Here is an 18,648-nt window from a genome sequence, read left to right on the forward strand (position 1 = left end):
TACTAAAATAGTAAAAAAAAGGGTATAATGTTTTTTTTAAATAAAAATATAAAAATAATTAAATTATTTGTAAAAAAAAATCAAAAAGAAACTCGTATTGATAAATATTTAAAAAAAAATATACATAATTTTAGTAGAAATAAAATTCAAAAATATATTAGATCAGGTAAAATACTTGTAAATAAACATATTATAAAAAAAAATTATAAAATAAAACCTCTAGATTTAATAGAGTTAGAAATTTATATGTCTTCTATTTTAGATCCATTAGAATATAATAATGTTGTAGCAGAAAAAATGGATATTAATATTATTTATGAAGATGAAGATATTATTGTAGTTAATAAACCTGCAGGTATGGTAGTACATCCTGGATTTGGTAATGAAAATGGAACGTTAATTAACGGAATTAAATATCATTTTTTAAATTCAAAATTTACTAAATTATATAGATTAGGATTAATACATAGATTGGATAAAGATACATCTGGTTTATTAGTTTTAGCTAAAAATGAATATTCTCAAAAATATTTATTAAAACAATTTTATTCTAAAACTATTATAAGAAAATATATAGCTTTAGTATGGGGTAATTTACCTAAAAAAAAAGGCATTATAACTGGTTTTATTGGAAGAGATCCTAATAATAGAAAAAGAATGACTATTTTTAATGAAGTAAAAAACAAAGCAAAATATTCAATTACTCATTATAAAGTATTAGAAAGATTTAAATATTTAACTTATGTGTCCTGTAATTTAAAAACAGGAAAAACACATCAAATAAGAGCTCATTTTAAATATTTAGGACATCCACTATTTTGTGATTTTACTTATGGAGGAGATAAAATTTTTTATAGAAAAAAATGTTCAAGAAAAAATATAGAATTCTTTAATATTTGTTTTAAAATATTACAAAGACAAGCTTTACACGCTATTTCTCTTTCTTTTATTCATCCAAAAGAAAGAAAATGTAATTTTTTATCTCCAATTCCTGTAGATTTTGAAAAAGTACTTGAAAAATGTAGAACATTGCTACAATAAAGTTCCATGTAAAAGGATATAAGACATAGAAAAATATATAACTAATCCAATAACATCTACCATAGTAGCAACGAAAGGAGCAGAAGAACTAGCAGGATCACCTCTAAATTTTTTAATTATAAAAGGTAACATAGAACCACTAAATGTTCCCCATAAAACTACTCCAATTAAAGATAAAAAAACAGTTAATCCTACTAATATCCAATGAGGTCCATAATTATATAAATTTATATTATGCCAAGCTATGACACGTATGAATCCTGTTAAACCTAAAATACTTCCTAAAAAAAAACCACAAATAATTTCTCTACGCATTACTGTCCACCAATCTTTTATTTTAACTTCTCCTAAAGCCATAGCTTGAATAATTAAACTAGCAGCTTGTGATCCACTATTTCCACCACTTGAAACAACTAAAGGTATAAACAAGGCAAGAACTACTGCTTTTTCTATAACACTAGAAAATTGTTGCATAACAGTTGTTGTTAACATTTCTCCTATAAACAACAAAATTAACCATCCTGCTCTTTTTTTAATAAGTCTAAATAAAGGAATCTTAAGATAAGATTGATTTAATTCCTCTAATTCTCCTATTTTTTCTTCTTTACATTTATTTAAAATCCATAAAATATCGTCTACAGTTACTATTCCTAGTAATAAATTTTTATCATCTATTACTGGAAGTGAAATTCTATTTTTATTAGAAAATAATTTAGTAGCTTCTTTTTCTGTATCAGTAACATTTAAAGCTGCTGAATATTTTTTATTCATGAGATCTGATACTTTCATATTAGGATCTACTAATAAAAATTCTATTATTTTTATATCAGATATTAATTTTCCTTTTTGATCTATTATATAAACAATTTCTATAAAATCTCTATTTTTTTTTACTTCTTTTCTAATGTAATTTAAAACTTCTTGAACATTCCAAGTTTCTTGTACAGCTAAATAATATGGAATCATTAAACAACCTATACTATTTTTAGGATAACCCAAATAAACTAAAGCTTTACGTTTTTCTTCTGTATTTAAATATTTAATTAAATTTTTTAAAAAATCTTTTGGAATATTCTTTAAAAAAGAAATACGATCATCTACAGATAAATTATTTATAAATTCCATTTTTTTTATTAATGGTAGTTCTTCTATAATTTTTTTTTTTATAGAAAATTTTAAAACTTTAAAAACAGAAATAGATTTACATAGTTTTAATAAACTAAATATTTTTATAACATCGTTTGGATAACGATGAATTATTTTTTGTAAATTACTAATAGTTTGATCGTTAAAAAACTTATCATTAAAATTATTTAAATAATCTTGATGGTCTTTAAACATTTTTTTTTTTTTTGAAAAAACTTTATTATTTTCTTTACTAACTAACTAATACTAAAATTACGCATAAAATCATTTCATATAAAGTTCATTTAAAAGTTCAAAAATAAACATGGAATATAATTTTAGAAAAATAGAAAAACGTTGGCAAATATATTGGAAAAAACATAATACTTTCCGTACTAAAGAAAATAAAAAAAGAAAATATTATATTTTAAATATGTTTCCTTATCCTTCTGGAGCAGGACTTCATGTAGGTCATTGTTTAGGTTATGTTGCATCAGATATTTATGCAAGATACAAACGTTTAGAAGGATATAATGTACTAAATCCTATAGGTTTTGATTCTTTTGGTCTTCCTGCAGAACAATATGCTATACAAACTGGAAAACATCCTTCTATAAGTACTAATGAAAATGCAAAAAAATATAGAAATCAAATAGATAAAATAGGAATTTCATTTGATTGGAGTAGAAAATTTTGTACCAGTAATCCTATTTATTATCGATGGACTCAATGGATGTTTATACAAATTTTTAATTCTTGGTACGATAAAAATAGTGAACAAGCAAAACCTATAACTATTTTAGTTAATGAATTTAATAAAAATGGTAATTTATTAATAAATGCAAACACTTCATACAAATATAAATTTGATTCAAAAAAATGGAAAAAACTGAATTTTTATGAAAAAGAATCTATTCTTTTAGAATATAGATTAGCTTTTTTATGCAAAAATATGGTTAATTGGTGTCCAGATTTAGGAACAGTTTTATCTAATGATGAAATAAAAAATGGTAGAAGTATAAGAGGAGGATATTTTGTTTATAAAAAAAAAATGTTACAATGGCATATAAGAATTAGTGCTTATGCTGAAAGACTTATAAAAGGATTAAATTTGATTGATTGTTCTAAATCTTTAAAAAGATTACAATTAAATTGGATAGGTAAATCGACAATTATTTCTGTTTTATTTAAGATAATAAATACAACTTATGATGATATAAAAGAAATTGAATTATTTATTTATCGTCCAGAAATGATATTCGGAATCACTTTCATTGTATTATCTACAGATCATCCATTTGCAGATAAAATAAGCATTGATTCTTATCAAGAAGATGTTTTAAAATATATTAAAGAAAAATCATACATAAAAAATACTAATATTTCTGGTGTTTTTACAGGAAATTATATTTTGCATCCATTTTTTAATAAAAAAATACCTATTTATATTAGTAATTTTTTTACAGAAAATAAAGTCATAATAGGAATACCTGGACATGAAGAAAAAAGTAAAAAATTTGCTAAAAAGTTTAAATTAGAAACTATTCAAGTTTTTATAGAAAAAAATGTTCAAGAAAAAATATGTATCAATTCTTATTTTCTAAATGGATTGAATAGTAAACAAGCAAGAAAAAAAGTAACAAATCTATTAATAGAAAAAAAAATAGGAAAGGAAAAAATAGTTTATAAAATACACGATGCTATTTTTTCTAGACAAAGATATTGGGGAGAACCAATACCTATTTATTTTAATAATAAAATACCAAAAACTATTCCTATAGAAAAACTTCCTATTCTACTTCCAAAAATAGATAAATTTCATCCAAAACAAGAAAAATATTCATTAATTAGAGAAAAAAATTGGGCTTGGGATGAAAAAAATATGAAAATAGTTTCAAATAAACTTATTAATCATAAATCTATTTTCCCAATAGAAACTAGTACAATGCCAAGTTGGGCTGGATCTAGTTGGTATTTTCTTCGTTATATGGATGTTAATAATCAACAATTCTTTTTGGATGAAAAAAAGGAAAATTATTGGAAAAATGTTGATTTATATATTGGAGGGTCTGAACATAGTACAGGTCATTTAATTTATGCAAGATTTTGGAATAAATTTTTAAAAGATAGAAAATGGATTAAAGCAGAAGAACCCTTTAAAAAAATACTAAATCAAGGAATGATATTAAGTTATTCTGCTATTATATTGAAAATTATAGGAAAAAATACTTTTGTTTCTTATGGATTAAAAAATAAAAAATACAAATATTTTTCATATCAGGAAATATACGTAGACATTTTTTTCATTAAAAAAAATAATGAATTGGATATAAATCTATTTAAAAAATATAACCCAGAATTTTATAATGCTAATTTTTTTTTAGAAAATGGAATTTTTTTTTGTAAAAGAAAATTAGAAAAAATGTCTAAATCGAAGTTTAATGTAATAAATCCTGATGATATTTTAGAAAAATATGGATCAGATATCTTTCGTATGTACGAAATGTTTTTAGGACCTATTACTCAATCTAAGCCTTGGGATGACAAAAAAATAAATGGAATAAAAAATTTTATGAATAAATTTTGGAGATTATTTCATAATAACAAAATTTTTAAAGTAAGCGAAAATAGGCCAACATTTAAGGAATTAGAAATTTTACATTATACTATAAAAAAAATACGGGATAAAATACAATCTTTTTCTTTTAACACAGCTATTAGTTGTTTTATGATTTTTATAAATCAATTAACTATTTTAAAATGTAATAAAAGAAAAATTCTAGAACCTTTAGTTAAATTGATAGCCCCATTTTCTCCTCATATAGCTGAAGAATTATGGAATAAATTAGGAAAAAAAAAATCTATTATATATTCTTCTATTCCTACTTTCAATCCTAAATATATTATAAAAAAAGAAATTATATATCCAATTATGTTTAATGGAAAATTAAAATTTATAGAAAAAATGAATTCCAATCTTTCTATAGAAAAAATAAAAAATAAAATATTAAATCATCCTAAAACAAAATTTTTTTTAAAAGGTGTAAAAATAAAAAAATTAATAATAATACCAAAAAAAATAATAAATATTTTATTTCAATAAAAATGTAATAATATTTTTTTATTAGAATAGATCTTTTCATTAGTAATTAGTAACTTAAAATTAATAAAATGTAGATTTGTATTCAATATATAGCATTCGCTATATAATATTCGTTTTTGTATTTTTTTCATTTTATGATTTGAAAATGTGTAAAAACTTTTTTTTATGTCAAAAAAAAACCAAAGTATAACTGGTGCATATAGTTTTTTTAATTGTATAGAAAAAAATTTTGATAAAGCTGCACGATTTCTTTCTATTGAAAAAGGTCTATTAGAACAGATTAAAGCATGTAATGCTGTATATCGTATGCATTTTCCTGTAAAAATAGGAGGAAAAATAAAAGTTATTGAAGCTTATAGAGTACAACACTCTCATCATAAATTACCTTGTAAAGGAGGTATTAGATATAGTATCAAAGTAAATCAAGATGAAGTGATGACATTAGCTGCTTTAATGACCTATAAATGTGCTATAGTAGATGTTCCTTTTGGAGGAGCAAAAGGCGGAATTAAAATTGATCCGCAAACTATGTCAACAGAAAATATAGAAAAAATAACTCGTCGTTATACTTCTGAATTAATTAAAAAAAATTTTATTGGTCCAGGAATAGATGTTCCAGCACCTGATTATGGAACTGGAGAAAGAGAAATGAGTTGGATTTTTGATACATTTTTATCTATACGTCCTGGAGAGGTAGATGCTTTAGCTTGTGTTACAGGTAAACCTATTTCTCAAGGTGGAGTTAGAGGAAGAAAAGAAGCAACAGGATTAGGAGTTTTCTATGGAATTAGAGAATTATGTTATATGAAAGAAGAAATGTTATCTGTAGGTCTTGATGTAGGATTAGTTGGAAAAAAAATCATAATACAAGGATTAGGAAATGTTGGTTATCATGCTGCTAATTTTTTTCATGAATCTGGAGCAATTATTGTAGCTTTAGCAGAAAGAGAAGGAGCTATTTATAACAAAAAAGGCTTAGATGTATCTAAAGTTATTCTACATTTAAAAGATACTGGATCTATATTAAATTTTCCAGAAGCTAAAAATATAGAAAATACAGAAAATGCTTTAGAATTAGAATGTGATATTTTAATTCCAGCTGCTTTGGAAAATGTAATACATAAAAATAATGCAAATCGTATCAAAGCTAAAATTATAGGAGAAGCAGCAAATGGACCAATAACTCCTGATGCTGATGATATATTAGAAAAAAAAGGAATAATTATAGTACCAGATATTTATCTAAATGCTGGAGGTGTAACTGTTTCTTATTTTGAGTGGTTAAAAAATTTAAGTCATGTACGTTATGGACGTATGGAAAAAAGATTTAGTGAAAATATGAATGCAGAATTACTACAAGTCATTGAAAATGTTTGCAAAACAAAAATTTCAACAGAAGAAAAAAAAATTATTTTGAGAGGAGCAAGAGAAATAGATTTAGTACGTAGCGGTTTAGAAGATACTATGATTAGTGGATTTCATAAAATTAGGGATTTAAAAAAATCGTATAGAATAGAAAATATACGTACAGCAGCATTCGTTCTTGCTATAAATAAAATAGTAGACTCTTATGAGAGATTAGGTATTTTTCCATAAAAAGTATTCTTTCACAAAAGAATGTTAAAAAAAATATATTTTGAACAAATATTTTTTTCATGAAGTACAAAAGATCATTATTGAAATTAAGCGGAGAAGCTCTTATGGGAAACAACGAATTTGGACTTCATTCTACTCGTCTTCAACAATATGCAGAAGAAGTTAAAAAAGTAGTAGATATGGGAGCTCAAGTAGCTATAGTTATTGGAGGAGGAAATATATTCAGAGGTTTTTCTAGTAGAATAAAAAAAAATACAATAGATCGTATAGAAGGAGATTATATGGGGATGTTAGCTACTGTTATTAATGGTATAGCTTTTCAATCTTATTTAGAAAATATAGGAATATGTACTTATATTCAAACAGCTATTAGAATGGATCAAATTGCAGAACCTTTTGTAAAAGATAGAGCGATTCATCATTTAGAAAAAGGAAGAGTAGTGATATTTGTAGCTGGACTAGGTAATCCCTATTTTACTACAGATACAGCAGCTGTTTTACGTGCTATAGAAATAAAAGCCGATGTTCTATTAAAAGGAACTAGAGTAGATGGTATTTATACAAAAGATCCAGAAAAAGATAAATATGCAAAAAAACTTAAAAATATATCTTTTGATATGGTGTATAAAATGGGAATTAAAGTGATGGATCAAACAGCTTTTATTTTGGGAAATGAAAATGATTTACCCATTATTATTTTTGATATTAATAGAAAAGGAAATTTTAAAAAAGTGATATCTGGAGAAGATATTGGAACTTTAGTCTCTAAAAATTAATCAAATTATGGATCAAATAAACGATATTTTTTCTTCTTGTAATAGAGATATGGAAAAAATTTTTAGAAATTTAAAAGAAGAAATACATCGTGTTAGGTTAGGAAGTAAATCTATAGTTTCTTTTTTAGAAAAAATAAAAATAAAATGTTATGAAAGTTATTTTCCATTAATAGAAATAGCAAATATTACAATTATAGATGATATGAATATTCTTATTCAACCTTGGGATAAATCTATTGTATCAAATATAGATAAGGCTATAATAGATGCTAACTTAGGTTTTATGCCAACTAACAAAGGAGATCATATTAATATACGTATTCCTATTATTACAGAAGAAGGAAGAAAAAATTTAATGAAAAAGATTAAAATACAAACAGATAAAGCTAAAATACTTATTAGGAATGTACGAAAAAAAAATAATCAGAATATAAAAAAAATTAAAGTTTCTGAGGATGATGCTAAGATAATAGAAACTCGTATACAAATAATAACTGAAAAATATATACAAAAAATAGAAGATTTTTTTCTTTATAAAGAAAGAGAAATATTGAAAATATAATGATTAAAAAATATTCAATTAAGGAATTACTAGATCAAGGTTGTTCTTTTTTAAATAAAGAAGTATTAGTTGAAGGATGGATTCGTTCTTTTCGTTATTCTATTTTTATTATTTTAAATGATGGTTCTACTATTAAAAATTTACAAATAGTATTATCCAAAAAATTGGAAAAAAAAATTATAAAAAAAATAACCATTGGAACTTCAATTAAAGTAATAGGAATTATAAAAAAAAGTATAGGAGTAAAACAATATATAGAATTAAAATCTTCAAATATAATTATATATGGATCAATAAATTCAGATATTCTTCAAAAATCCATTTTACAACCTAAAAAACATAGTTTAGAAAAACTTCGTGAACAAGCTCATTTACGTTTTAAAACTAGTATTTTTAGTAGTATAATGCGAATTCGTCATTATATAGCTTTTTCTATACATAAATATTTTCATGAACATGGATTTTTTTATTTACATACTCCAATTATAACTACTTCAAATTGTGAAGGAACTGGAAAAATGTTTCAAATAACAACTATGGATTTGAAAAATGATTATCCAATAGATTATAAAAAAGATTTTTTTAAATGTAAAACATATTTAAGTGTTTCTGGACAATTAGAAGCAGAAACAGCTTCTATAGGATTAGGAAAAGTATATACTTTTGGTCCTGTATTTCGTGCAGAAAATTCAAATACTTCTCGTCATTTATCAGAATTTTGGATGATAGAACCAGAAATCGCTTTTTATCATTTAGATGAAAATATGAATTTAGCTGAAAATTTTTTAAAATTTATTATAAAATATATACTAGATAATTGCATGGAAGATTTATTATTTTTAAATGAAAACATAAAAAAATGCAAAAAAAATACTTTATTAGAAAAATTAGAACTTATATTAAAATTTCCTTTTCAAAAAATAAGTTATACAAAAGCTGTAGAAATACTCAATAAAGAAGAAAAAAAAAATAAAATAAAATTTCATCATTCAGTTCTTTGGGGTGAAGATTTACAATCAGAACATGAACTATATTTAGTTAATAATTATTTTAATAGAGTTCCTGTAATTGTATTTGATTATCCTTCTTGTATTAAAGCTTTTTATATGCGTGTAAACAAAGATAAAAAAACTGTAAGAGCTATGGATATTTTATTTCCAGAAATAGGAGAAATAATTGGAGGATCTCAAAGAGAAGAACGTTATGATATGTTATTGAAACGTATCAAAGATAGTAATATAGATAAAAATAAATTATGGTGGTATTTAGATACACGTATTTTTGGATCTGTACCTCATAGTGGATTTGGATTAGGTTTTGATCGTTTAGTTCAATTTATAACAGGTATGAATAACATTCGTGATGTCATTCCATTTCCTAGGACTCCTAGTAATGCAGAATTTTAAAATTTTTATGTTAGAACAGCAATTATTACAAAAAGTACAACACAAACTATCTCCAAAACAAATTAAACTAATTAAATTAGTTCAATTATCTACTTTAGATTTTGAGCAAAGAGTAAAAAAAGAATTAGAAGATAATCCAGCTTTAGAAGAAGATAGTTTATCGGATATATCTTCTGAAGAAGATACAAATATGTTAGAAAATAATTTAGATTTAGATGAATATTTTTTAAGTGTAGACGAAATTGAAGATTTCAAAAATGATAATATAAATAATTGTAATAATAAAAAAAACCTTCCTATTATTCATAAAGTATCTTTTCAAGAATATTTAAAAAATCAATTACATACTTTTCGTTTAAATAATAGAGATTTGTTAATTGCAGATTTTATATTAGGAAATATAGATGATAATGGTTACATAAGAATAAAAATATCATCTTTGGTGGATGATATTTTTTTAATACTTGGAATATCAGTAACTGAAGATAAAGTAGAAAATTTACTTTTAAATTATATTCAAAAATTAGAGCCTACAGGTATAGGATCTAGAAATTTACAAGAATGTTTATTTCTTCAATTAGAAAAAAAAAAAATAAATAAAAATATTTTATTAGCAAAAAACATTATAAAAAATAATTTTGAATCTTTTGTAAAAAAACATTACAAAAAATTGCAAAAAAAATTAGAAATAACAGAAAAATATTTAAAAAAAGCTATTTACGAAATAAAAAAATTAAATCCAAAACCAGGAAAAATTTATTCTGAAAATATTAAAGATTTAAATTATATTATTCCAGATTTTACTATTTCTATTTCAGATGAAAAATTAGAACTATCTTTAAATCAAAAAAATGCACCAGAATTGAAAATTTCTTCATTATATTTAAATATGTTAAAATCTTATAAATCTTCAAAATATTTTAAAAATAATGAAAAAACTGTTGTTTTTATAAAACAAAAAATAAATTCAGCTAAATGGTTTGTAGATGCAATAAAACAACGTCAAAATACATTAATGTTAACTATGAATGCTATTATGAATTATCAAAAAGAATATTTTTTAACTGGTGATCCTGTTAGAATCAAACCTATGATATTAAAAAATATATCTAAAAAAATAGGATTAGGCATATCTACAGTTTCTCGTGTAGCTAATAGTAAGTATGTTAATACCCCTTATGGTACTTTTTTAATTAAAAGTTTTTTTTCTGAAAAGATGATAAATAAAAAAGGAGATGAAATATCTTCTATTGAAATTAAAAAAATTTTATTAGAATCAATTAATAAAGAAAATAAAAAAAAACCTCTTACTGATATAAAATTATCAGAAATTTTAAAAAAAAGAGGATATTTAATTGCTAGAAGAACAGTAGCTAAATATAGAGATCAAATGCAAATTCCTGTTGCAAGAATGCGAAAAACTTTATGATTATTTGATAATAATAGTTTTCCAATTGGAAAATTCTTTAATAGATAAAATAGATAATTCTCTACCATATCCAGATTTTTTTACTCCTCCAAAAGGAAAACAAGGATCTGATTTTACTATTTCATTTATAAATACCATTCCTGTGTCTATTTCTTTAGATATAATTTCAGCTTTTTCTATATCTTCAGTCCAAATAGAAGCACCTAATCCATAAAATGTATTATTAATAATATAAGGTATTTCTTTTTCTTCATAAAAAGTTGAAACAATTCCTATTGGACCAAAAATTTCTTCTTGATTTATTATAAAATTATTATTTTCTATTTTTAATAAGGATGGATGAAAAAAATTTCCATCTCTTTTAGTTGCTAAACATATTTTAGCTTTTGATACAATATTATTATATTGTTTATATAATTTTTCAGATAAATCAAAACGGGCAATATATCCTATTTTAGTAGATTTATCATATAAATTTCCTCTATTATATTTTTTCATTTCTGATATAACTATATCTATAAAATCATCAACAATAGATTTATCAACAATAAATCTTTTTGCAGATATACATGTTTGACCAGTATTATTTAATCTAGATTTTGTGGCTAATTTAGCTATTTTTTTTATATCATTTATATCTTTCATTACTACAAAAGCATCATTTCCTCCTAATTCTAAAATAGACTTTTTAATATATTTACCTGATATAGATGCAATTACACTACCTACTAAAGAACTTCCTGTAAAAGTTACTCCTTGTATAACATCATTAGCTATAATATTTTCAATTTGATTAACATCTACTAATAAAATTTGAAAAATTCCTTTTGGAAAATCAGATTTTATAAACATTTTCTCTAAAAGAATAGAACATCCAGATGTATTAATAGCAGGTTTAATAAGAATAACATTTCCTAATAATAAATTAGGAATAGTAGATCTTATAGTTTGCCAAATAGGATAATTCCAAGGCATAATTCCTAATATAGCACCTATAGGTTCAAATCTAACATAAGATTTTTTATATTTAGTAACGTTAGGTAAATCTTGATAAAAAATAGATTTATCTAGATTAGAATAATATTTGCATAAATTTATACTTTTTTTTATTTCTGTATAGGATTGATTGATAGGTTTTCCCATCTCTTTTGTAATTAAAAAAGCTATTTCATCTATAGAATATTGAATTATTAAATACAATCTTTTTAAACATTTAATTTTATAATCAAATGAATAATTTTTCCAATTTTTATATGCATTATGAGCTATAGATAATTTAGTATTGATATCTTTTTCAGATAAAAAATAATAAGTTTTTATTATACTATTATCTATAGGATTAATAGTTTTAAATATTTTTTTAAATTTTTCCATTTAATCCAACTGTAACTTTAGTATTAAAAGCTAAGGCATAATATTTTATTTTTTTTAATAATAAAGCTATGCCATTAGCTCTAATTGGAGATAAAAAAGTTTGAAATCCTATTTCGTAAATAAAATTAGCGTTTGAATAAATAATATCAAAAGGAGAAAGACCTGAATATACACGAATCATAAGAGCAGCCATTCCTCTTGGTAAGATAGCGTCACTATCTGCATCAAAAAAAATATGTGAATTTTTCAATTTAGCTTCTAACCAAACATTAGATTGACATCCATAAATTAATTTATCTTTAGTTCTAAAACTATCAGATTTTTTTATTAGTTCTTTTCCTAAATCTATTAAATATTCATATTTATCTTCCCAACTATTTAAAAGTTGAAATTCTTTTTTTATTATTTCTTCTTTTTCTTGTAAAGTCATTTCTATTTTTTACACAAATAATATTTGCAATATAATATTAATTAGATAGTTTAATTCTAGCCATTTTTGCAGCTTCTGTCATATTTTTTAAAGATTTTAAAACTTCTTCCCATTTTCTAGTTTTTAATCCACAATCTGGATTAACCCAAATATTTTTGATAGGTAATTTTTTTGAAGCTTTTTCTATTAAATTAAAAATTTCTTCTACAGTAGGAATTCTTGGAGAATGAATATCATATACTCCTGGACCTATTTCATTAGGATAAGAAAATTCTGAAAAAGCTTTTAATAATTCCATTTTAGATCTAGAAGTTTCCATCGTGATAACATCAGCATCTAAATCTGCAATATGTTCAAATATATCATTAAATTCACTATAACACATATGCGTATGTATTTGAGTTTCATCTTTTACTCCACTTGAAGAAATACGAAAAGCTTTAATAGACCAATTAAAATAAGATTTCCAATTTTTTTTCTTTAAAGGTAATCCTTCTCTTAAAGCAGGTTCATCTATTTGAATAATCTGAATTCCATTTTTTTCCAAAGATGTAACTTCATCTCTAATAGCCCAAGCTATTTGATAAGCCGTATCGAAAATAGGTTGATCATTTCTTATAAATGACCATTGCAAAATAGTAACAGGACCAGTTAACATCCCTTTCATCAATTTATTGGTTTTTTTTTGTGCGAAACATATCCAATCTACAGTCATGTCTCCTGTACGACTAACATCTCCATAAATAATAGGAGGTTTAACACATCTACTTCCATAACTTTGAACCCATCCATTTTCAGTAGAAAGTATTCCATTTAGTTTATCTGAAAAATATTCTACCATATCTGTTCTTTCAAATTCTCCATGAACTAGAACATCCAAATTTATCTTTTCTTGTTTTTTAATAACATTTACAATAAATTTTTTTATTTTTTTATCATATTCTTCTTTACTTAATTCATTTTTTCTAAATTTATTTCGTAAACTTCGTATTTCTTTTGTTTGCGGAAAAGAACCTATAGTAGTAGTAGGAAAAATAGGAAGATTAAATTTTTTATGCTGTTTTTTTTGCCTTACATAAAAAGAATTTTTTCTTTTTAAATCACATTCTTTAACTTGTTTAATTCTTGTTTTAACTTTTTCATCATGGAAAATAGAAGATTCCATAGATTTTTTTAATGAAGAAATATTTTTTGATAAAATAGTTTTTTCTCCTTTTATAATTTTTTCTAAATCTACTAATTCATAAATTTTTTGTTTTGCAAAAGACATTCTATTTTTTATATCTTTATGTATGGAATGTTCATATGTTACATCTATAGGTACATGTAAAAGAGAACAATTAGGAGCTATCATTACCCTATCTTCTCCTATATATTTTATTGTTTTTTCAATTTTATTAATTGAATCTGTATAATTATTCTTCCATATGTTTCTCCCATCAATAAGTCCTAAAGATAAAATAGTTTCAGAATCTTTTATAAAAAACAATATTTTTTCTAATTGGTTAGGATCTTCTATTAAATCTATATGTAAAATTTTTATAAAAATATCTTGAAATATATTTATATTTTCTGAAATTCCATCAAAATAAGAAGTCAATAGGATATTTATTTCATAATTTAATTTAGATAATTCTTTATAAGCATATTGTAAAGCTTTTTTTTCCTTTTTAGATAAATCTAAACCTAAAATAGGTTCATCTAATTGTATCCAATTAATTCCTTTTTTTTTTAATTTTTTTATTATTTCTATATATATAGGAACTATATTTTCAATTAGATCCATTCTATGGAACGATTTATCTTTTTCTTTTCCTAAAAATAGATAAGATACAGGTCCAATTAATACAGGTTTTATTTTTTTTGTTGATTTTAATAGTTTTTTTAGTTCTTCAGATTCATCAAATAGTTTATTTGATAAAATAGAAAATTTTTGATTTTTATCAAATTCTGGTACTATATAATGATAATTAGTATTAAACCACTTAGTCATTTCCATAGCTTTAATATCCCATACATCTTTTTGTAATCCTCTAGCCATAGAAAAGTATAAATCTATGTTATTGTGTATAATTGGTATGGAAATATAAGATTCTGGTATAACACCCAATAATAAAGACATATCTAATACCTGATCATAAAAACTAAAATCATTGCATGGAATTAAATCTAAATTAGCCATATTTTGCATTTTCCAATTATCTTCTCTTATTTTTTTTCCTACTTCAAACAAAGTATTAAAATCAATTTGATTGGACCAATAAGATTCACAAGCTTTTTTCAATTCTCTTCGTATTCCTATGCGAGGATATCCCAAATTATGTTTCAGCATAAAATTTTTATTATGTATACATTTATAAATATAAAATCTATTCTTAACTAAATATCTGATAATTCATACAAATATTCTAAAATTTTTCTATCTAAAATAGAAAAATTAATATTTCTTCTATTCATTGTAATTTCAGCGGTTTCACAAACTTTTTGAAAAAAAATTTTTTTTTTCTTTTGTATATTTCCAAAAGAAAAAGAAGGAATATACTTAGGTGGAAATCCATATCCAAAAATACTAGAACTTACTCCTACTAATGTAGCTGTATTAAATTGAGTATTTATTGCTGATTTTGAATGATCTCCCATTATTGTACCAAAAAATTGTACGTTAATAGGTATATAATTTTTTTTTTCATAATTCCAAACTTTTACTTTACAATAATCATTTCTTAAATTAGAAATATTAGTTCCAGCTCCTAAATTACACCATTCTCCTAAAACAGAATTTCCTATAAAACCATTATGAATTTTATTAGAATAAGAAAATAATATAGAATTCATAATTTCACCACCAACTTTACAAAAAGGTCCAATAGTAGTTCCTCCATATATTTTTGTTCCCATGTTTAAGATAGTTTTTGTTCCAATAAATACTGGACCTTTTATGACTGTTCCTTCCATTATTTCAACGTTTTTTTCAATATATATTGGACCAAATTGAGCATTTAAAACAATGTTATTTGCTATTATATTTTCCTCTAAAAATATTCTTTCTTTATAATAAAGAATATTATTATAACCTAATAAAGAAAAAGATTTTTTTGCTTTTGTAGCAATAAGGAAATCTTGTTTTAAGATAATTTCATTATTTATGAATATATCCCAAGGGTATTGAATATAAATGAGTTTATCAAACTTATATATTTTTTTATATTTTTTTTTTAAAAATTTGATTCCATTTTTAGGATATAAAAAACTATTTATTTTTACAGCTACAATTTTTTCTTTGAAAAAAATAGCTTCATTTTCTTTTAAAGAAAAAATTGTACTAACAAGTTTTTCATTAGGAATAAATGATGAATTAATTAATAATACATTTTTAAAATATTCATTATCATTATTTAATAATGAATATTTTTTTATAAGAAATGGTTGAGTTATGATACAAGAAACTTTTTTTCCAAAAATTTTTTCCCATCTATCTTTTATCGTAAATAATCCTAAACGTATTTCTGATATTGGTCTAGTAAATGTTATAGGAAATAAATTTTTCCATTCTGTTATATCATCATATAATATAAAATTCATAAATAATAATTTATTAATTTTATTTTTTATTTAAAATTTTTTATAATTTTTATATTTTTTTTTGAATTTTTCTGCTGGTCCTGTTTTTCCTAAAAATCTTTTTTCACCTGTAAAAAATGGATGTGAATAGCTAGATATTTCCATTTTATATAATGGATATTCCTTTCCATTTTTTATAAAAAATTCTTTAGTTTTTACAGTTGATCTACAAATCAAAATTTTTTCATTGTTAATATCTTTAAAAACAACAGGTCTATAATTTTTTGGATGTATTTTTTTTTTCATAATATTTTTTTTTTGGAAAACGATATATCATTCCATTAATATTCATACCAGCTCCTAAAGAAGCCATTAATATAGTATCTCCAGGTTTTATTTCATGAGGAGGCATTTTTCCTTTAATAATTAAATCTAATAAAGTAGGAACAGTGGCTACAGAAGAATTACCAAATTTTTGAATAGTCATAGGCATTATTTTCATAAATAAATCCATATTTAAAGATGTATGATTATATAATTTTAATAATCTTTCTAAAATAATATAATCCATTTTTGCATTAGCTTGATGAATAAGTATTTTTTTAATATCTTTAATATGTAATTTAGCGTGATCAAGTATGTTTTTTAACATATTTGGAACTTCTGTTAATGCATATTCATAAATTCTTCTTCCATTCATTCTAATATTAACTAATGATTTTTTATAATTTGAATTTAAAGATGGACCATTAGTTAAATAATATAATTCTTCATTATTATTACATTGAGTATCATAATGTACAATTCCATATTTATCTTCTCTATATTCTATAGCGGATAGCACTGCCGCTCCAGCTCCATCTGAGAAAATCATAGCATTTCTATCATGTGGATCTACTACTTTTGATAAAGTTTCAGAACTAGTAATTAATATATTTTTAGCATATTTAGATTGTAAAAGTTGATTTGCTAAAATCATTCCTTCTATCCAACCTGTACAACCAAAAATCATATCATATGGTCTGCATTTTATATTTTTAATTTTAAGTTTATTTTTAATTTTAGCCGCTATAGAAGGCATAATATCAGATTGAAGAGAAGTAGAATGAATATCTCCATAATTATGTGCAGATATGATATAATCTATTTCTTCTTTATAAATTCTAGAATTAATTAAAGCTTTTTTTGCTGCTATTGTAGCAATATCAGAATTCAATAAATTTTTATTTATATATCTTCTTTCTTTTATTTCTGTTATTTTTTGAAATTTATGAATGATTTCTTCATTAGATTTTTTTATTTTTAATCCTTTTTTATCATAAAATTTGTATTTTAAAAAATAATCATTTTTTATAATTTTTTTAGGTAAGTAATGACCAGTTCCTGTAATGATTGATCGAATCATTTTATTAAAATAAATAAAAACAACATCAGTAATAAAGAATAAAAAATAATTTTTGAATTAAAAAACTATTTTTTATTCTTTAATTAAAGTATATTATATATAAATCTATATTTTTTGAAAGAAGAAAAATTAAAAAATATGTTCAATAATATTTCTGATAAATATGATTTTATAAATCATATTTTATCTTTTGGTATAGATTTTATGTGGAGAAAAAAAATAATATACTCATTAAAACAATTTACCAAAGATAAAAAAATTAAATCTATTTTAGATTTAGCTACTGGTACAGGAGATTTAGCTATATTATTAGCTAATAAATTTAATAAATCTCATATTATAGGATTAGATCCATCTGATAAAATGTTAGAAATAGCTAGACGTAAAATAAAAAAAAAATCATTAGAAAAAAGAATAAAAATAATTCAAGGATCTTCTCAAAACATTCCATTTCAAAATGAAACATTTGATTTAGTTACTATAGCTTTTGGCATTAGAAATTTTCAATATATACATTTTTCTATTAAAGAAATATATAGAATTCTAAAATCTACAGGAATATTAGGAATATTAGAGTTTTCTACTCCTTCTTATTTTTTAATAAAAAAAATTTATCATTTATATTCTTATGTTTATAGTAAAATAGGAGGTTTTTTATCAAAAAATTATTTTGCTTATGATTATTTAAGAAAATCTATTGAATCTTTTTCTTATAGTGGAGAAAAAATGAATAATCTTTTAAAATATCATAAATTTAATATTTTTTATTCAAAAAAATTAACTTTTGAAATTGTTTCTATTTATTTATCAAATAAAAATATTTTTTTGAATAATTAAATT

General features: G+C 22.6%; 15 protein-coding genes. 8 read left to right on the forward strand and 7 right to left on the reverse strand.

Annotated features, from left to right (window positions below; all coding sequences use genetic code 11):
* Positions 1-27 precede the first annotated feature (27 nt).
* Complete coding sequence (locus H0H36_RS02545) at positions 28-1,041, forward strand: RluA family pseudouridine synthase (RefSeq protein ID WP_185869523.1); 1,014 nt, start codon at positions 28-30, stop codon at positions 1,039-1,041.
* Here the strand turns inward: H0H36_RS02545 and mgtE are convergent.
* Positions 1,033-2,382: a magnesium transporter gene (gene mgtE, locus H0H36_RS02550; protein WP_185869524.1), complete on the reverse strand. Its 1,350-nt coding sequence runs from the start codon at positions 2,380-2,382 to the stop codon at positions 1,033-1,035. The genes H0H36_RS02545 and mgtE overlap by 9 nt on opposite strands.
* 109 nt (positions 2,383-2,491) lie before the next feature.
* Between mgtE and H0H36_RS02555 the strand changes: the two genes are divergently transcribed.
* The 6 genes from H0H36_RS02555 to rpoN all read left to right on the forward strand — a co-directional run bounded on the left by H0H36_RS02555 (position 2,492) and on the right by rpoN (position 11,038).
* On the forward strand, positions 2,492-5,269 hold the full coding sequence (locus tag H0H36_RS02555; RefSeq protein WP_185869525.1) for a class I tRNA ligase family protein: 2,778 nt from the start codon (positions 2,492-2,494) through the stop codon (positions 5,267-5,269).
* Positions 5,270-5,434: 165 nt separating this feature from the next.
* Entirely contained in the window at positions 5,435-6,865 is a 1,431-nt protein-coding gene (locus H0H36_RS02560) for a Glu/Leu/Phe/Val family dehydrogenase (protein ID WP_185869526.1), read from the forward strand.
* A 59-nt stretch (positions 6,866-6,924) separates the two neighbouring features.
* On the forward strand, positions 6,925-7,641 hold the full coding sequence (gene pyrH / locus H0H36_RS02565; protein WP_185869527.1) for a UMP kinase: 717 nt from the start codon (positions 6,925-6,927) through the stop codon (positions 7,639-7,641).
* 7 nt (positions 7,642-7,648) lie between these two features.
* Positions 7,649-8,203 carry a ribosome-recycling factor gene (locus H0H36_RS02570; RefSeq protein ID WP_185869528.1) on the forward strand — a complete coding sequence of 185 codons (555 nt, stop codon included), beginning with the start codon at positions 7,649-7,651 and terminating at the stop codon, positions 8,201-8,203.
* Positions 8,203-9,609 carry an asparagine--tRNA ligase gene (asnS, locus tag H0H36_RS02575; protein WP_185869529.1) on the forward strand — a complete coding sequence of 469 codons (1,407 nt, stop codon included), beginning with the start codon at positions 8,203-8,205 and terminating at the stop codon, positions 9,607-9,609. The genes H0H36_RS02570 and asnS overlap by 1 nt, the downstream gene beginning before the upstream one ends.
* A 7-nt stretch (positions 9,610-9,616) precedes the next feature.
* Positions 9,617-11,038 (forward strand): RNA polymerase factor sigma-54, encoded by a 1,422-nt coding sequence (gene rpoN, locus H0H36_RS02580; RefSeq protein WP_185869530.1) that lies wholly within the window; start codon positions 9,617-9,619, stop codon positions 11,036-11,038.
* On the opposite strand, the gene H0H36_RS02585 is transcribed toward rpoN, so the two are convergent.
* The 6 genes from H0H36_RS02585 to H0H36_RS02610 are packed head-to-tail and all read right to left on the reverse strand — an operon-like array spanning position 11,039 to position 17,808.
* Positions 11,039-12,412 carry an aldehyde dehydrogenase family protein gene (locus H0H36_RS02585; RefSeq protein WP_185869531.1) on the reverse strand — a complete coding sequence of 458 codons (1,374 nt, stop codon included), beginning with the start codon at positions 12,410-12,412 and terminating at the stop codon, positions 11,039-11,041.
* On the reverse strand, positions 12,399-12,842 hold the full coding sequence (locus H0H36_RS02590; protein WP_185869532.1) for a SufE family protein: 444 nt from the start codon (positions 12,840-12,842) through the stop codon (positions 12,399-12,401). The genes H0H36_RS02585 and H0H36_RS02590 overlap by 14 nt, the downstream gene beginning before the upstream one ends.
* Before the next feature lie 37 nt (positions 12,843-12,879).
* The gene (metE, locus tag H0H36_RS02595; RefSeq protein WP_185869533.1) at positions 12,880-15,174 is read right to left on the reverse strand and encodes a 5-methyltetrahydropteroyltriglutamate--homocysteine S-methyltransferase; all 2,295 of its coding nucleotides are present in this window, start codon (positions 15,172-15,174) and stop codon (positions 12,880-12,882) included.
* Between the two features lie 47 nt (positions 15,175-15,221).
* Positions 15,222-16,424 (reverse strand): putative sugar nucleotidyl transferase, encoded by a 1,203-nt coding sequence (locus tag H0H36_RS02600; RefSeq protein ID WP_185869534.1) that lies wholly within the window; start codon positions 16,422-16,424, stop codon positions 15,222-15,224.
* 30 nt (positions 16,425-16,454) lie between these two features.
* Positions 16,455-16,709: a type B 50S ribosomal protein L31 gene (locus H0H36_RS02605; RefSeq protein WP_185869535.1), complete on the reverse strand. Its 255-nt coding sequence runs from the start codon at positions 16,707-16,709 to the stop codon at positions 16,455-16,457.
* Positions 16,678-17,808, reverse strand: a complete 1,131-nt coding sequence (locus H0H36_RS02610) for a 3-oxoacyl-ACP synthase III family protein (RefSeq protein ID WP_185869536.1) — start codon at positions 17,806-17,808, stop codon at positions 16,678-16,680. The genes H0H36_RS02605 and H0H36_RS02610 overlap by 32 nt, the downstream gene beginning before the upstream one ends.
* 114 nt (positions 17,809-17,922) lie before the next feature.
* Between H0H36_RS02610 and ubiE the strand changes: the two genes are divergently transcribed.
* Positions 17,923-18,645 carry a bifunctional demethylmenaquinone methyltransferase/2-methoxy-6-polyprenyl-1,4-benzoquinol methylase UbiE gene (gene ubiE, locus H0H36_RS02615; protein ID WP_238786196.1) on the forward strand — a complete coding sequence of 241 codons (723 nt, stop codon included), beginning with the start codon at positions 17,923-17,925 and terminating at the stop codon, positions 18,643-18,645.
* Positions 18,646-18,648: the final 3 nt, after the last annotated feature.

The organism is Blattabacterium cuenoti, assembly GCF_014252395.1.
GTDB classification, from domain to species: domain Bacteria; phylum Bacteroidota; class Bacteroidia; order Flavobacteriales; family Blattabacteriaceae; genus Blattabacterium; species Blattabacterium cuenoti_AA.

What these genes read in the sequence shown, in the direction of transcription:
- H0H36_RS02610 (WP_185869536.1), bottom strand. Translation starts at nt 17,808, where the DNA reads ATGATTCGATCAATCATTACAGGAACTGGTCATTACTTACCTAAAAAA.
- H0H36_RS02585 (WP_185869531.1), bottom strand. Translation starts at nt 12,412, where the DNA reads ATGGAAAAATTTAAAAAAATATTTAAAACTATTAATCCTATAGATAAT.
- metE (WP_185869533.1), bottom strand. Translation starts at nt 15,174, where the DNA reads ATGCTGAAACATAATTTGGGATATCCTCGCATAGGAATACGAAGAGAA.
- asnS (WP_185869529.1), top strand. Translation starts at nt 8,203, where the DNA reads ATGATTAAAAAATATTCAATTAAGGAATTACTAGATCAAGGTTGTTCT.
- H0H36_RS02555 (WP_185869525.1), top strand. Translation starts at nt 2,492, where the DNA reads ATGGAATATAATTTTAGAAAAATAGAAAAACGTTGGCAAATATATTGG.
- H0H36_RS02545 (WP_185869523.1), top strand. Translation starts at nt 28, where the DNA reads ATGTTTTTTTTAAATAAAAATATAAAAATAATTAAATTATTTGTAAAA.
- mgtE (WP_185869524.1), bottom strand. Translation starts at nt 2,382, where the DNA reads ATGTTTAAAGACCATCAAGATTATTTAAATAATTTTAATGATAAGTTT.
- pyrH (WP_185869527.1), top strand. Translation starts at nt 6,925, where the DNA reads ATGAAGTACAAAAGATCATTATTGAAATTAAGCGGAGAAGCTCTTATG.
- H0H36_RS02605 (WP_185869535.1), bottom strand. Translation starts at nt 16,709, where the DNA reads ATGAAAAAAAAAATACATCCAAAAAATTATAGACCTGTTGTTTTTAAA.
- H0H36_RS02590 (WP_185869532.1), bottom strand. Translation starts at nt 12,842, where the DNA reads ATGACTTTACAAGAAAAAGAAGAAATAATAAAAAAAGAATTTCAACTT.
- H0H36_RS02570 (WP_185869528.1), top strand. Translation starts at nt 7,649, where the DNA reads ATGGATCAAATAAACGATATTTTTTCTTCTTGTAATAGAGATATGGAA.
- rpoN (WP_185869530.1), top strand. Translation starts at nt 9,617, where the DNA reads ATGTTAGAACAGCAATTATTACAAAAAGTACAACACAAACTATCTCCA.
- H0H36_RS02560 (WP_185869526.1), top strand. Translation starts at nt 5,435, where the DNA reads ATGTCAAAAAAAAACCAAAGTATAACTGGTGCATATAGTTTTTTTAAT.
- H0H36_RS02600 (WP_185869534.1), bottom strand. Translation starts at nt 16,424, where the DNA reads ATGAATTTTATATTATATGATGATATAACAGAATGGAAAAATTTATTT.